Consider the following 14,318-nt stretch of genomic DNA (forward strand, 5'->3'; position numbering starts at 1 on the left):
TGCAAAATCAGCGTAGTTTGATTACACTCCTGTTAATCCATACAGCAACAGTGCCGGGGAGCCCCGGCGCTGTTGTCCGTTTTAGCAAACAGGCAGGATATGCCTGATACCTGGAGAGCCTTTCTTGAGCCAGGAATACACTGAAGACAAAGAAGTCACACTATCGAAGCTAAGCAGCGGACGTCGTCTCCTCGAGGCTTTGCTGATCGTTATTGCCCTTTTTGCCGTCTGGCTGATGGCAGCCTTACTCAGTTTCAACCCCTCCGATCCCAGCTGGTCGCAAACCGCGTGGCATGAGCCTATCCATAATTTAGGCGGCGTACCCGGAGCCTGGCTTGCGGACACGCTCTTTTTCATTTTCGGTGTGATGGCCTACACCATTCCCGTCATAATCATTGGCGGATGCTGGTTTGCATGGCGTCATCGTCAGAACGATGATTACATCGACTATTTTGCGGTTTCCCTGCGCCTGATTGGCGCCCTGGCGCTGATCCTCACCTCCTGCGGGCTGGCGGCGATTAATGCCGATGATATCTGGTACTTCGCCTCCGGTGGGGTGATTGGCAGCCTGCTGAGCTCTGCGCTACAGCCGATGCTTCACAGCAGCGGCGGTACGCTGGCGCTGCTCTGCATCTGGGCGGCCGGGCTGACGCTGTTTACCGGCTGGTCATGGGTGAGCATTGCCGAAAAGATCGGCAGCTTTATTCTTACGATCCTGACCTTCGCGAGCAACCGTACCCGCCGCGACGACACCTGGGTCGATGAAGAAGAATATGAAGATGAGTACGAAGAGGAAGACGATGCGCCGGTGCAACGTCGTGAATCTCGTCGTGCCCGTATTCTGCGCGGTGCCCTGGCGCGTCGCCAGCGCGTTGCTGAAAAATTTTCCAACCCGCTTGGACGTAAAACCGACGCGGCGCTCTTCTCCGGTAAGCGTATGGATGAAGACGAGCAGGTGGAGTACCGCGCAGCGGGTAGTACAGTCGATCCTGATGATGTGCTTTTCTCCGGCAACCGGGCGATGCCGGGTGATTTCGATGAATACGATCCGCTGCTTAACGGCCATACCGTTACCGCGCCGGTTGCCGCGGCCGCAGCCGCAACGACAGCATCACAGGCGTATGCCGCGCCTGTCGAAGCCGTGATGCCATCCGCGCCGGTTCCGCCTCCGGAATCCGCTATTCAGCAGCCTCAGGTTGCCTGGCAGACCGCGCCGGGTGTCCACACGCCGGAGCCTGTTATCGCGCCGGAACCAGAGAGCTATATCCCCGTGCAGCAGGAGCACTGGCAGCAGCCTTATCAGCCGCCGCAACCTGAGTATGAACAGCCGCACTATGAGCAGCCTGTGGCCCAGCCTTATCAGGAGTACGTGCCTGAACCGGTTGAACCTGTGCAGCCTTATGTTGAGCCTCAGCCTGAACCTGAGGTGGTGGAAGAGGTGAAACCGTCTCGTCCGCCAATGTACTATTTTGAAGAAGTTGAAGAACGCCGTGCTCGTGAGCGCGAACAGCTGGCGGCATGGTATCAGCCTGTGCCTGAACCGGTGCAGGAACCTGCGCCAAAAGCCCCGTTGGTTTCGGTTCCACCGGTCGACCCGACGCCTGCTGTTGCCCCCGTAGCGGAAAGCGTGAAGCAGGCTACCGCAGCCGCAGCGGCACCAGTCTTTAGCCTGGCAACGGGCGGTGCGCCGCGTCCGCAGGTGAAAGAGGGAATTGGTCCGCAACTGCCTCGCCCTAACCGCGTCCGCGTTCCAACCCGTCGTGAGCTTGCCTCCTATGGGATCAAGCTGCCTTCCCAGCGGATGGCCGAAGAGAAAGCGCGTGGGACGGACTACGAAGATGATGCTGATGAAATGCAGCAGGACGAGCTGGCGCGCCAGTTCGCCGCGCAGCAGAATCAGCGCTACGGTGAAGACTATCAGCATGATGAACCGATGCTGGAAGACGACGATGACGCGGCAGAAGCCGAATTAGCGCGTCAGTTTGCGGCAACCCAGCAGCAGCGTTACTCAGGTGAACAGCCAGCGGGTGCGAACCCGTTCTCATTATCGGATTTCGAGTTCTCGCCGATGAAAGATCTGGTGGATGATGGCCCGAGCGAGCCACTGTTCACCCCGAGCGTGATGCCTGAAGCAGAGCCTGTGCGCCAGCAGCCAGCGCCGCAGGCACAGACTTACGCGCAGCCGCAGCAACCTGTTCAGCAGCCGTATTCGCAACCGCAGCAGCCACAACAGCAGCCGCCGCAGTACCAGCAGCCAGCACCGCAGCCGCAGGAGAGCCTGATTCACCCGCTGCTGATGCGTAACGGTGATAGCCGTCCGCTGCAGCGTCCGAGCACGCCGCTGCCGTCGCTGGATTTGTTGACGCCGCCACCGGCTGAAGTCGAGCCGGTTGATACGTTTGCCCTGGAGCAGATGGCCCGTCTGGTGGAAGCCCGTCTGGCAGACTTTCGCATTAAGGCGGATGTGGTGAACTACTCGCCGGGTCCGGTGATCACCCGTTTCGAACTGAACCTGGCGCCGGGCGTCAAAGCCGCGCGTATTTCTAACCTCTCCCGCGACCTGGCGCGTTCTCTGTCGACCGTGGCGGTACGTGTGGTGGAAGTGATTCCGGGTAAACCGTACGTTGGCCTTGAGCTGCCAAACAAGAAACGTCAGACCGTTTACCTGCGTGAAGTGCTGGATAACACCAAGTTTCGCGATAACCCATCTCCGCTGACCGTGGTGTTGGGTAAAGATATCGCCGGCGACCCGGTAGTGGCAGACCTCGCGAAAATGCCTCACCTGCTGGTAGCGGGTACCACCGGTTCCGGTAAATCGGTCGGCGTGAACGCCATGATCCTGAGCATGCTCTACAAAGCGCAACCTGAAGACGTGCGTTTCATCATGATCGACCCGAAAATGCTCGAACTGTCGGTCTATGAAGGCATTCCGCACCTGCTGACGGAAGTGGTCACCGACATGAAGGACGCCGCCAACGCCCTGCGCTGGAGCGTCAATGAAATGGAGCGTCGCTACAAGCTGATGTCGGCGCTGGGCGTGCGTAACCTGGCCGGTTATAACGAGAAGATCGCCGAGGCGGCGCGCATGGGTCGTCCGATTCCGGACCCATACTGGAAGCCGGGTGACAGCATGGATGCCCAGCATCCTGTGCTGGAGAAACTGCCTTATATCGTCGTGCTGGTGGATGAATTCGCCGACCTGATGATGACCGTCGGGAAGAAAGTGGAAGAGCTGATCGCGCGTCTGGCACAGAAAGCGCGTGCGGCAGGTATTCACCTGGTGCTGGCGACCCAGCGTCCGTCCGTGGACGTTATCACCGGTCTGATTAAGGCGAATATTCCGACCCGTATTGCGTTTACCGTTTCGAGCAAAATCGACTCCCGTACCATTCTTGACCAGGGCGGCGCTGAGTCGCTGCTGGGAATGGGTGACATGCTGTACTCCGGCCCGAACTCCACCTCTCCGGTGCGCGTACACGGCGCGTTTGTTCGCGACCAGGAAGTACACGCCGTGGTGCAGGACTGGAAGGCGCGCGGACGTCCGCAGTACGTTGACGGCATTACCTCCGACAGCGAAAGCGAAGGCGGCGGTGGTGGCTTTGACGGCGGCGAAGAGCTGGATCCGTTATTCGACCAGGCGGTTAATTTCGTTACTGAAAAACGCAAAGCGTCCATCTCTGGCGTGCAGCGTCAGTTCCGCATCGGCTATAACCGCGCGGCGCGCATCATCGAGCAGATGGAAGCGCAGGGCATTGTGAGCGAGCAGGGGCACAACGGTAACCGTGAGGTGCTGGCTCCGCCGCCGTTTGATTAACCTTCAGCGATTGCAAAGAAGGGTAAATCAGCAAAAATTAAGCATATTCTTCTGTCGCCTGCCTTCGGGCAGGTCCAGAATAGAAACGGAAACCCCATTTTCGGGAAGACGTATTTTAAGGAATAACAATGAAAAAAATCGCCATCGCCTGTGCATTACTCACCAGTTTTGTAGCCAGCAGCGTCTGGGCTGATGCAGCCAGCGACCTTAAAAGCCGACTGGATAAAGTAAGCAGCTTCCACGCCAGCTTCACGCAAAAAGTGACGGACGGCAGCGGCAACGCGGTGCAGGAAGGACAGGGTGATTTGTGGGTGAAACGCCCCAATCTGTTTAACTGGCATATGACCCAGCCGGATGAGAGCATCCTGGTTTCTGACGGTAAAACCCTGTGGTTCTTCAACCCGTTTGTTGAGCAGGCCACTGCGACCTGGCTGAAAGACGCGACCAGCAATACGCCGTTTATGCTGATCGCCCGCAACCAGACCAGCGACTGGCAGCAGTACAACATTAAACAGAACGGTGATGAGTTTGTCCTGACGCCGAAAGGCAGCAACGGCAATCTGAAGCAGTTCACCATCAACGTAAGCACCAACGGTACCATTAATCAGTTCGGCGCGGTTGAGCAGGACGATCAGCGCAGCAGCTACCAGCTTAAGTCTCAGCAAAACGGCGCCGTTGACGCATCGAAATTCACCTTTACCCCGCCGCAGGGCGTAACGGTGGACGACCAACGCAATAAGTAAGAGGCGTGAGTGAGCAACCTGTCGCTCGATTTTTCAGATAATGCGTTTCAACCTCTGGCCGCCCGTATGCGGCCAGAAAATTTAGCGCAGTACATCGGTCAGCAGCATCTGCTGGCTGCGGGGAAACCCTTGCCGCGCGCTATTGAGGCGGGGCATCTGCACTCCATGATCCTCTGGGGGCCGCCCGGCACCGGAAAAACCACGCTCGCTGAAGTGATCGCCCGCTATGCCAACGCGGACGTTGAGCGTATCTCGGCGGTAACGTCTGGCGTGAAGGAGATCCGCGAGGCGATCGAGCGCGCGCGTCAGAACCGTAATGCCGGACGCCGCACCATTCTCTTTGTCGATGAAGTCCACCGCTTCAACAAGAGCCAGCAGGATGCTTTCCTGCCGCACATTGAGGACGGGACGATCTTCTTCATCGGCGCCACCACCGAAAACCCGTCGTTTGAACTCAACTCGGCGCTGCTGTCCCGAGCCCGCGTCTACCTGCTTAAATCCCTGACCACGGAAGATATCGAAAAGGTTCTGACCCAGGCAATGGACGACAAAGCGCGGGGTTACGGCGGGCAGGATATCGTTCTGCCTGACGACACGCGACGTGCGATTGCGGAGCTGGTCAACGGCGATGCGCGCCGCGCGCTGAACACGCTCGAAATGATGGCCGATATGGCAGAAATGGACGATGCGGGCAAGCGCGTATTGAAGCCTGAACTGCTCACCGAAATTGCCGGCGAGCGCAGCGCGCGTTTCGATAATAAAGGCGACCGTTTCTACGACCTGATCTCGGCGCTGCATAAGTCGGTGCGCGGCAGTGCGCCGGATGCGGCGCTCTACTGGTACGCACGTATCATTACCGCAGGTGGCGATCCGCTATACGTTGCGCGCCGCTGTCTGGCGATTGCGTCAGAAGATGTTGGCAATGCCGACCCGCGCGCCATGCAGGTTGCGCTTTCAGCCTGGGACTGCTTCACCCGCGTAGGCCCGGCGGAAGGCGAACGCGCCATTGCGCAGGCAATTGTCTATCTGGCCTGCGCGCCGAAAAGCAATGCGGTCTATACCGCGTTCAAAGCGGCGATGTCGGATGCGCGCGAGCGCCCGGACTATGATGTGCCGGTTCATCTGCGCAATGCGCCAACCAAACTGATGAAAGAGATGGGTTACGGGCAGGAGTATCGCTACGCCCATGATGAGCCTAACGCCTACGCCGCTGGAGAGGAATATTTCCCACAGGAGATGGCACAAACGCGCTATTATCATCCCACAAACAGAGGTCTTGAAGGCAAGATTGGTGAAAAGCTCACCTGGCTCGCCGGACAGGATCAAAATAGCCCTATAAAACGCTACCGTTAGTTCAATCGTTGCGGTAATGTTGGCAATTGTATCCTTGTGACCGCAGGCTGTGGTCACATTTCCTATTTTAATTCGATAAGCACAGGATAAGCATGCTCGATCCCAATCTGCTGCGTAATGAGCCAGACGCAGTCGCTGAAAAACTGGCACGCCGGGGCTTTAAGCTGGATGTAGATAAGCTGCGCGCTCTTGAAGAGCGTCGTAAAGTACTGCAGGTACAAACTGAAAATCTGCAGGCAGAGCGTAACTCTCGATCGAAATCCATTGGCCAGGCGAAAGCGCGCGGGGAAGATATTGAGCCATTACGCCTGGAAGTGAACAAGCTGGGTGAAGAGCTGGATCAGGCGAAAGCGGAGCTGGACGTTCTTCAGGCCGAAATTCGTGACATCGCTCTGGCTATCCCGAACATTCCTGACGACAGCGTGCCTGTCGGCAAAGACGAGAACGACAACGTTGAAGTGAAGCGCTGGGGTACGCCTCGCGAGTTTGACTTCGAAGTGCGCGATCACGTGACGCTGGGCGAAATGCACGCGGGCCTGGACTTTGCCGCTGCGGTTAAGCTGACCGGCTCTCGCTTCGTAGTAATGAAAGGTCAGATTGCCCATCTGCACCGCGCCCTGGCGCAGTTCATGCTGGATCTGCACACCGAGCAGCACGGCTACAGCGAAACCTATGTTCCGTATCTGGTTAACCACGATACGCTGTACGGTACGGGCCAGCTGCCGAAATTTGCCGGCGATCTGTTCCATACTCGTCCGCTGGATGAAGAAGCAGACAGCAGCAACTATGCGCTGATCCCAACCGCGGAAGTGCCGCTGACCAACCTCGTGCGTGATGAGATCATTGACGAAGACGATCTGCCAATCAAGCTGACGGCACACTCTCCGTGCTTCCGTTCAGAAGCCGGTTCTTACGGTCGCGACACCCGTGGTCTGATCCGTATGCACCAGTTCGACAAAGTCGAGATGGTGCAGATTGTCCGTCCGGAAGAATCCATGGACGCGCTGGAAGAGATGACTGGCCATGCGGAAAAAGTGCTGGAGCTGCTGGGCCTGCCGTATCGCCGCATGGCGCTGTGCACCGGTGACATGGGCTTTGGTGCCTGCAAAACCTTCGACCTGGAAGTCTGGGTGCCCGCACAGAACACCTACCGTGAAATCTCCTCCTGCTCTAACGTCTGGGATTTCCAGGCGCGCCGCATGCAGGCACGCTGCCGCAGCAAATCTGACAAGAAAACCCGTCTGGTGCATACCCTGAACGGTTCTGGTCTGGCTGTTGGCCGTACGCTGGTTGCTGTGCTGGAAAACTACCAGCAGGCAGATGGCCGCATCGAGATCCCTGAAGTGCTGCGTCCATACATGAAAGGCCAGCAGTACATCGGCTAATTCTTTGCCTCACAACAAAAAAGCGCCTTCGGGCGCTTTTTTTATGCCTCTGAATTGACACGACGCAATACCCCCTCCCTCTAAAGTAGTAATACTCCTCCGAATGAAAGTCAGCATAAGACGCTGATAACGAAGAAATTCGTTATTTACAAAACTATATAGCGGTTCGTGCCGCCTCTTTTTTCTTTGTGAGCAACCAAAGTGAGTCTCTATGAAAATCAAAGCGCCTGAAGCGTTAATGGCTGCCGAGGTCACTCGCCGTGGGTTGATGAAAACCACGGCAATAGGCGGCCTGGCTGTAGCCAGCAGCGCCTTCACGCTCCCTTTTACCCGGCTGGCGTCGGCGGCGGACGCACTATCCGCAGCCGCAGCTCCGGAAAAAGTGGTGTGGAGTGCGTGTACCGTAAACTGCGGTAGCCGTTGTCCGCTGCGTATGCACGTGGTGGATGGCGAAATTAAGTATGTCGAAACCGACAACACCGGGGACGATAACTACGAAGGGTTACACCAGGTTCGCGCCTGCCTGCGGGGTCGCTCCATGCGTCGCCGCGTCTACAACCCGGATCGTCTGAAATACCCAATGAAGCGTGTCGGTAAGCGTGGGGAAGGGAAGTTTGAGCGCATTAGCTGGGACGAAGCCTACGACATTATCGCCACCAACATGCAGCGCCTGATCAAAGAGTACGGCAACGAGTCCATCTACCTGAACTATGGCACCGGGACGCTGGGTGGCACGATGACCCGCTCCTGGCCACCGGGTAAAACGCTGGTCGCGCGTCTGATGAACTGCTGCGGCGGTTATCTCAACCACTACGGCGACTACTCTTCTGCACAGATTGCCGCAGGTCTGAACTATACCTACGGCGGCTGGGCCGACGGCAACAGCCCGTCCGATATCGAAAACAGTAAGCTGGTCGTCCTGTTCGGTAACAACCCGGGCGAAACCCGCATGAGCGGCGGCGGGGTGACGTACTACCTCGAACAGGCCCGCGCCAAATCTAATGCCCGCATGATCATTATCGATCCGCGCTATACCGACACCGGTGCCGGGCGTGAAGATGAGTGGATCCCCATTCGTCCTGGTACCGATGCGGCACTGGTTTCCGCGCTGGCGTGGGTGATGATTACTGAAAACCTCGTCGATCAGCCGTTCCTTGATAAATACTGCGTCGGTTATGACGAGAAAACGCTGCCAGCCAGTGCCCCTGCCAATGGTCACTACAAGGCATATATTCTCGGCCAGGGCAGCGACGGCGTAGCGAAAACGCCGGAGTGGGCCTCCACCATCACCGGTATTCCGGTCGAGCGCATTGTTCAGCTGGCGCGTGAGATTGGTTCAGCTAAACCGGCCTACATCAGCCAGGGCTGGGGACCGCAGCGTCATGCGAACGGTGAAATCGCCACCCGCGCTATCTCCATGCTTTCAATTCTGACCGGCAACGTCGGCGTTCATGGCGGTAACACCGGCGCGCGCGAAGGTTCTTATGAAGTGCCGTTTGAGCGGATGCCGACGCTGGATAACCCGATTCAGACCAGCATCTCCATGTTTATGTGGACTGACGCGATCGAGCGCGGCCCGGAAATGACCGCGCTGCGCGACGGCGTTCGGGGCAAAGACAAGCTGGATGTGCCGATCAAGATGATCTGGAACTACGCCGGCAACTGCCTTATCAACCAGCACTCGGAAATCAACCGCACCCATGAAATTCTGCAGGACGACAAGAAGTGCGAGATGATTGTGGTGATCGACTGCCACATGACCTCCTCGGCAAAATATGCCGATATTCTGCTGCCGGACTGCACCGCGTCTGAGCAGATGGATTTCGCGCTGGACGCTTCCTGCGGCAACATGTCCTACGTGATCTTTACCGACCAGGCCATCAAGCCGCGCTTCGAGTGCAAAACCATCTATGAGATGACCTCCGAACTGGCGAAGCGATTGGGCGTCGAACAGCAGTTTACCGAAGGGCGTACTCAGGAAGGATGGATGCGCCATCTGCATGAGCTCTCCCGCAAAGCCATTCCAGACCTGCCGGACTTCGACACCTTCCGCAAGCAGGGCATGTACAAGCAGCGTGACCCGGAAGGGCATCACGTGGCGTATAAAGCGTTCCGTGAAGATCCGCAGGCGAATCCGCTGACCACGCCGTCGGGCAAAATCGAAATCTACTCCGAAGCGCTGGCAAAAATCGCCTCTACCTGGGAGCTGCCGGAAGGAGATGTTATCGATCCGCTGCCGATCTACACGCCGGGGTTCGAAAACTATAACGATCCGCTGACGGCGAAATTCCCTCTGCAGCTGACCGGTTTCCACTACAAGGCGCGCGTGCACTCCACCTACGGTAACGTTGACGTACTGAAGGCCGCCTGCCGCCAGGAGATGTGGATCAACCCGATGGATGCCAAAGCACGTGGTATCCGTAACGGGGATCGCGTGCGTATCTTTAACGGTCGCGGCGAGGTACACATTGAAGCCAAAGTGACACCGCGCATGATGCCTGGCGTAGTGGCACTGGGGGAAGGGGCCTGGTACAGCCCGGATGCCAACCGCATCGACCAGGCAGGCAGTATTAACGTCCTGACCACGCAGCGTCCGTCGCCGCTGGCGAAAGGCAACCCCTCTCACACAAACCTTGTCCAGGTTGAAAAGGTTTAAGGAGTAACCGATGACAACCCAGTATGGATTTTTCATTGATTCCAGCCGTTGCACCGGGTGCAAAACCTGCGAGCTGGCCTGTAAAGATTATAAAGATCTCACCCCGGACGTGAGCTTCCGCCGCATTTACGAATACGCCGGGGGCGACTGGCAGGAAGATAACGGCGTCTGGCATCAGAACGTCTTTGCCTATTACCTGTCGATTGCCTGTAACCACTGTGAAGATCCGGCCTGCACCAAGGTGTGCCCAAGCGGGGCGATGCACAAGCGGGAGGACGGTTTTGTGGTGGTGGATGAAGATGTCTGCATTGGCTGTCGCTACTGCCATATGGCGTGCCCGTACGGCGCGCCGCAGTACAACGCCGCCAAAGGACATATGACCAAGTGCGACGGCTGCCACAGCCGCGTAGCGGACGGCAAAAAGCCAATCTGCGTCGAGTCCTGCCCGCTGCGCGCGCTGGATTTTGGTCCGATAGAAGAGCTGCGTCAGAAACACGGTCAGCTTGCCGCAGTGGCACCGCTGCCGTCCGCGCACTTCACCAAGCCGAGTATTGTCATTAAACCTAACGCCAACAGCCGTCCGACGGGTGACACCACCGGCTACCTGGCAAATCCGAAGGAGGTGTGAGATGGGAAGTGGATGGCATGAATGGCCGCTGATGATCTTCACGGTCTTTGGGCAGTGCGTAGTGGGCGGCTTTATTGTTCTGGCGCTGGCGCTGTTAAAAGGGAACCTCAATGCCGAACAGCAGCAGCGTTTGGTGTTGAGCATGTTTGGCCTGTGGGTGCTGATGGGGATTGGATTTATCGCCTCTACGCTGCACCTGGGCTCACCGATGCGCGCGTTCAACTCCCTGAACCGCGTGGGGGCGTCGTCGCTCAGTAACGAAATTGCCAGCGGGGCAATCTTCTTTGCCGTCGGCGGGCTGGGGTGGCTGCTGGCTGCGTTGAAGAAATTGCCTGCGGGCCTGCGCAGCCTGTGGCTGATCGTCACCATGGTACTGGGCGTGGTGTTCGTGTGGATGATGGTGCGCGTCTATAACACCATCGATACCGTTCCTACCTGGTACAGCGTCTGGACGCCGATGAGCTTCTTCCTGACGATGTTTATCGGCGGGCCGCTGCTGGGCTACCTGCTGCTGCGTGTGGCGGGGGTAAACGGTTGGGCAATGCGTCTGCTGCCAGCCGTTTCGCTGCTGGCGCTGGTGGTGAGCGCGATGGTCGCCCTGATGCAGGGGGCCGAGCTGGCAACCATTCACAGCTCTATCCAGCAGGCTTCTGCGCTGGTGCCGGACTACGGTTCGCTGATGGCCTGGCGTGTGGTGTTGCTGGCAGCTGCGCTGGTGTGCTGGATCGGCCCTCAGCTTAAAGGTTATCAGCCTGCACTGCCACTCCTGTCACTGGCTTTTGTGCTGGTGCTGGCAGGGGAGTTAATTGGTCGCGGTGTGTTTTACGGCCTGCATATGACGGTCGGTATGGCTATCGCCAGCTAATTTCATTTTTCGTTATAAAAAGCCGGGACATAGCGCCCGGCTTTTCTTTTTTTCATTCATGAAATTTTTCGACTGTCGTTTTGTTTTAATTTCGGTCATTAATAAATAAAAACAGATACATAATTAATATCTATAGCAGGCGCTGCATTAGCAGGATAAGTTTTTTAAATCGACAGGGAACATATTGTGCGAGCCGGTTAAATCTGTGGATTGACTTTGTTTTTGCCAGTGGCATGATGCGCACGAAATCTGAACTTCCTCACGGTTTTTAATCCATGACCACCTATACCCGGCCAGTGCTCCTGTTGCTCTGTGGCCTGCTTCTGTTGACCCTGGCGATCGCCGTGTTAAACACGCTCGTCCCGCTGTGGCTCGCCCATGAAAACTTACCGACCTGGCAGGTGGGTATGGTCAGCTCGTCCTTTTTCACCGGGAACCTGTTGGGCACATTATTAACCGGTAGCCTGATTAAGCGTTTTGGCTTTAATCGCAGCTATTATCTGGCTTCGCTGATTTTTGCCGCCGGCTGTGCCGGACTGGGCCTGATGGTTGGTTTCTGGAGCTGGATGGCATGGCGCTTTATCGCTGGCGTTGGCTGCGCAATGATTTGGGTGGTGGTTGAAAGTGCGCTGATGTGCAGCGGTACCTCCCGCAACCGCGGACGCCTGCTGGCAGCCTATATGATGGTTTACTACATTGGTACCGTGCTGGGTCAACTGATGGTCAGCAAGCTGCCAACCGATCTGATGAGCGTTCTGCCGTGGGTAACGGGCATGGTGCTGGCCGCGATCCTGCCGCTGCTCTTTACGCGCATTGTGAACCAGAACAGTGAACATCAGGAAGCAACGCACGTCTGGCCGATGCTGAGACTGCGTCAGGCGCGTCTGGGGGTTAACGGCTGTATTATCTCAGGGATTGTACTCGGCTCGCTCTATGGCCTGATGCCGCTCTATTTGAACCATCAGGGCGTGAGCGATTCCGGGATTGGTTTCTGGATGGCGGTAATGGTCAGCGCCGGTATTGTCGGGCAGTGGCCAATTGGTCGCCTGGCGGATCGTTTTGGACGCCTGCTGGTGCTGCGCGTTCAGGTCTTCGTGGTGATCATGGGATGCCTTGCGATGCTCAGCAACGCCGCGATGGCGCCTGCACTGTTTATTCTCGGGGCCGCAGGATTCACGCTTTACCCGGTCGCAATGGCGTGGGCCTGTGAGAAAGTAGAACATCACCAGCTTGTGGCAATGAACCAGGCGCTATTATTAAGCTATACCATCGGTAGCCTGCTGGGACCGACATTTACCGCGATGCTGATGCAGAATTATTCCGACAATTTGCTGTTTATTATGATTGCCAGCGTGTCGTTTATTTATCTCCTGATGCTGCTGCGCAAAGCGGGCGAGCATCCAACCCCTGTGGCGCACGCCTGATTAAATAAAAGCCTGTCGATGACAGGCTTTTTTGTCCCTGTCACATATAAGACTTTTACGCATTGTTTGTTTTCTCCGCCTGGCGATAATTCAAATGAGTTCTACCACAAAAGGCAACAATCATGTCTATACGTCGTTTTTCCACTACCGCACTTGCCGTAGTGTTGTCTTTAACGTTTGCAACGGCTCCGGTCATGGCTAATCCTGGAAACGGGAATGGCGGTGGTCATGGAAACAGTGGCGGACAAGGTAATGGCGGCAATCATGGTAACGGGAATTCTGGTAATTCCGGTAACCATGGTAATAAGCAAAATAGCGGAAAGGAAAACCCTGGAAAATCGGATAAGAGCTTCAAAAACAGCAAAGATGTCGGTAATGACGTCGACGCTCGCGTGAGCTTCGATCATGCCCGCCACCTGGCCCTGAATTATGGCTTAACGGGCTATGAGTCTCTGCCTCCGGGGATTGCGAAAAACCTCGCACGCGGTAAACCGCTTCCTCCGGGCATTGCGAAGAAGACCGTACCAGCCTCTATGCTCGGCCAGCTTCCTTCCTACCCGGGCTATGAATGGCGTGTGGTCGGGGACGACCTGGTCTTAATTGCGCTGAGTACGGCGATTGTGACCTCCGTAATTAACGGCGTCTTTAAATAGAATATAAAAAGGCCCGGTTCTTACCGGGCCTTCTCTTTAATACATGACCTTGTGGCCGTACTGCTCAAGAATACCTTTCACGCGTTCCATCGTCTCTTTTTTCGGCGGCTTCACGCCATCAAGCTTGTACTCTTCGCCCATCGCCACCCATTTATGTTTACCCAGTTCGTGATAGGGCAGAAGCTCAATTTTCTCGACGTTGCCCATGTCGCGGGTAAATTCACCCAGGCGATGCGCGGAGTCATCGTCATCTGACCAGCCGGGAACAACAACGTAGCGGATCCAGGTTTTGATGCCTTTATCGGCGATGTATTTGGCAAACTCCAGCGTACGGTGGTTAGAAACGCCAACCAGATTCTGGTGGATCTCATCGTTCATCTGTTTGAGATCGAGCATCACCAGATCGGTCACGTCGAGCAGTTCATCAATGACCGGATCGTAGCGGCGCACAAAGCCGTTGGTGTCGAGACAGGTATGAATGCCTTCTTTATGGCAGGCGCGGAACCAGTCGCGGACAAACTCAGCCTGAAGAATAGCTTCACCGCCGGACGCGGTCACGCCACCGCCGGATGCGTTCATAAAGTGGCGGTAGGTCACCACCTCTTTCATCAGATCTTCCACGGTGACTTCTTTACCGCCGTGCGTGTCCCAGGTGTCGCGGTTATGGCAGTACAGGCAGCGCATCAGGCAGCCCTGGAAAAAGGTAATAAAGCGGATCCCCGGGCCATCGACGGTGCCACAGGATTCAAAGGAGTGAATGCGACCAATAGTTGACATTGCGGTGATATCTCCGAATT

General features: G+C 56.6%; 10 protein-coding genes. 9 read left to right on the forward strand and 1 reads right to left on the reverse strand.

Annotated elements, in window-relative coordinates; translation table 11 throughout:
- Nucleotides 1–124 precede the first annotated feature (124 nt).
- The 9 genes from IB212_RS07660 (at nucleotide 125) to IB212_RS07700 (ending at nucleotide 13,521) form a co-directional block, all read left to right on the forward strand.
- The gene (locus IB212_RS07660; RefSeq protein WP_041910632.1) at nucleotides 125–3,814 is read left to right on the forward strand and encodes a DNA translocase FtsK 4TM domain-containing protein; all 3,690 of its coding nucleotides are present in this window, start codon (nucleotides 125–127) and stop codon (nucleotides 3,812–3,814) included.
- Nucleotides 3,815–3,942: 128 nt separating this feature from the next.
- On the forward strand, nucleotides 3,943–4,557 hold the full coding sequence (lolA, locus tag IB212_RS07665; RefSeq protein WP_028012557.1) for an outer membrane lipoprotein chaperone LolA: 615 nt from the start codon (nucleotides 3,943–3,945) through the stop codon (nucleotides 4,555–4,557).
- Nucleotides 4,558–4,566: 9 nt separating this feature from the next.
- Complete coding sequence (rarA, locus tag IB212_RS07670) at nucleotides 4,567–5,910, forward strand: replication-associated recombination protein RarA (protein WP_041910631.1); 1,344 nt, start codon at nucleotides 4,567–4,569, stop codon at nucleotides 5,908–5,910.
- 92 nt (nucleotides 5,911–6,002) lie between these two features.
- Nucleotides 6,003–7,295, forward strand: coding sequence for a serine--tRNA ligase (gene serS, locus IB212_RS07675; protein ID WP_008499983.1), 1,293 nt, complete (start codon nucleotides 6,003–6,005; stop codon nucleotides 7,293–7,295).
- A 211-nt stretch (nucleotides 7,296–7,506) separates the two neighbouring features.
- A complete protein-coding gene (gene dmsA, locus IB212_RS07680; RefSeq protein WP_188245784.1) occupies nucleotides 7,507–9,951 on the forward strand; it encodes a dimethylsulfoxide reductase subunit A in 2,445 nt (814 codons plus the stop codon).
- Nucleotides 9,952–9,961: 10 nt separating this feature from the next.
- Nucleotides 9,962–10,579, forward strand: a complete 618-nt coding sequence (locus IB212_RS07685; protein WP_014883208.1) for a DMSO/selenate family reductase complex B subunit — start codon at nucleotides 9,962–9,964, stop codon at nucleotides 10,577–10,579.
- Nucleotide 10,580: 1 nt separating this feature from the next.
- Nucleotides 10,581–11,444 carry a dimethyl sulfoxide reductase anchor subunit family protein gene (locus tag IB212_RS07690; protein ID WP_028012560.1) on the forward strand — a complete coding sequence of 288 codons (864 nt, stop codon included), beginning with the start codon at nucleotides 10,581–10,583 and terminating at the stop codon, nucleotides 11,442–11,444.
- A gap of 275 nt (nucleotides 11,445–11,719) precedes the next feature.
- The gene (locus IB212_RS07695) at nucleotides 11,720–12,868 is read left to right on the forward strand and encodes an MFS transporter (protein WP_060572718.1); all 1,149 of its coding nucleotides are present in this window, start codon (nucleotides 11,720–11,722) and stop codon (nucleotides 12,866–12,868) included.
- Between the two features lie 122 nt (nucleotides 12,869–12,990).
- A complete protein-coding gene (locus tag IB212_RS07700) occupies nucleotides 12,991–13,521 on the forward strand; it encodes an anti-virulence regulator CigR family protein (RefSeq protein WP_047368209.1) in 531 nt (176 codons plus the stop codon).
- 36 nt (nucleotides 13,522–13,557) lie between these two features.
- On the opposite strand, the gene pflA is transcribed toward IB212_RS07700, so the two are convergent.
- Nucleotides 13,558–14,298, reverse strand: coding sequence for a pyruvate formate lyase 1-activating protein (gene pflA, locus IB212_RS07705; RefSeq protein ID WP_028012563.1), 741 nt, complete (start codon nucleotides 14,296–14,298; stop codon nucleotides 13,558–13,560).
- Between the last annotated feature and the right edge of the window lie 20 nt (nucleotides 14,299–14,318).

The sequence above is a fragment of the Enterobacter sp. E12 genome (assembly GCF_014596715.2).
Classification (GTDB): domain Bacteria; phylum Pseudomonadota; class Gammaproteobacteria; order Enterobacterales; family Enterobacteriaceae; genus Enterobacter; species Enterobacter bugandensis.

What these genes read in the sequence shown, in the direction of transcription:
- lolA (WP_028012557.1), top strand. Translation starts at nt 3,943, where the DNA reads ATGAAAAAAATCGCCATCGCCTGTGCATTACTCACCAGTTTTGTAGCC.
- serS (WP_008499983.1), top strand. Translation starts at nt 6,003, where the DNA reads ATGCTCGATCCCAATCTGCTGCGTAATGAGCCAGACGCAGTCGCTGAA.
- dmsA (WP_188245784.1), top strand. Translation starts at nt 7,507, where the DNA reads ATGAAAATCAAAGCGCCTGAAGCGTTAATGGCTGCCGAGGTCACTCGC.
- IB212_RS07685 (WP_014883208.1), top strand. Translation starts at nt 9,962, where the DNA reads ATGACAACCCAGTATGGATTTTTCATTGATTCCAGCCGTTGCACCGGG.
- IB212_RS07690 (WP_028012560.1), top strand. Translation starts at nt 10,581, where the DNA reads ATGGGAAGTGGATGGCATGAATGGCCGCTGATGATCTTCACGGTCTTT.
- IB212_RS07695 (WP_060572718.1), top strand. Translation starts at nt 11,720, where the DNA reads ATGACCACCTATACCCGGCCAGTGCTCCTGTTGCTCTGTGGCCTGCTT.
- IB212_RS07700 (WP_047368209.1), top strand. Translation starts at nt 12,991, where the DNA reads ATGTCTATACGTCGTTTTTCCACTACCGCACTTGCCGTAGTGTTGTCT.
- pflA (WP_028012563.1), bottom strand. Translation starts at nt 14,298, where the DNA reads ATGTCAACTATTGGTCGCATTCACTCCTTTGAATCCTGTGGCACCGTC.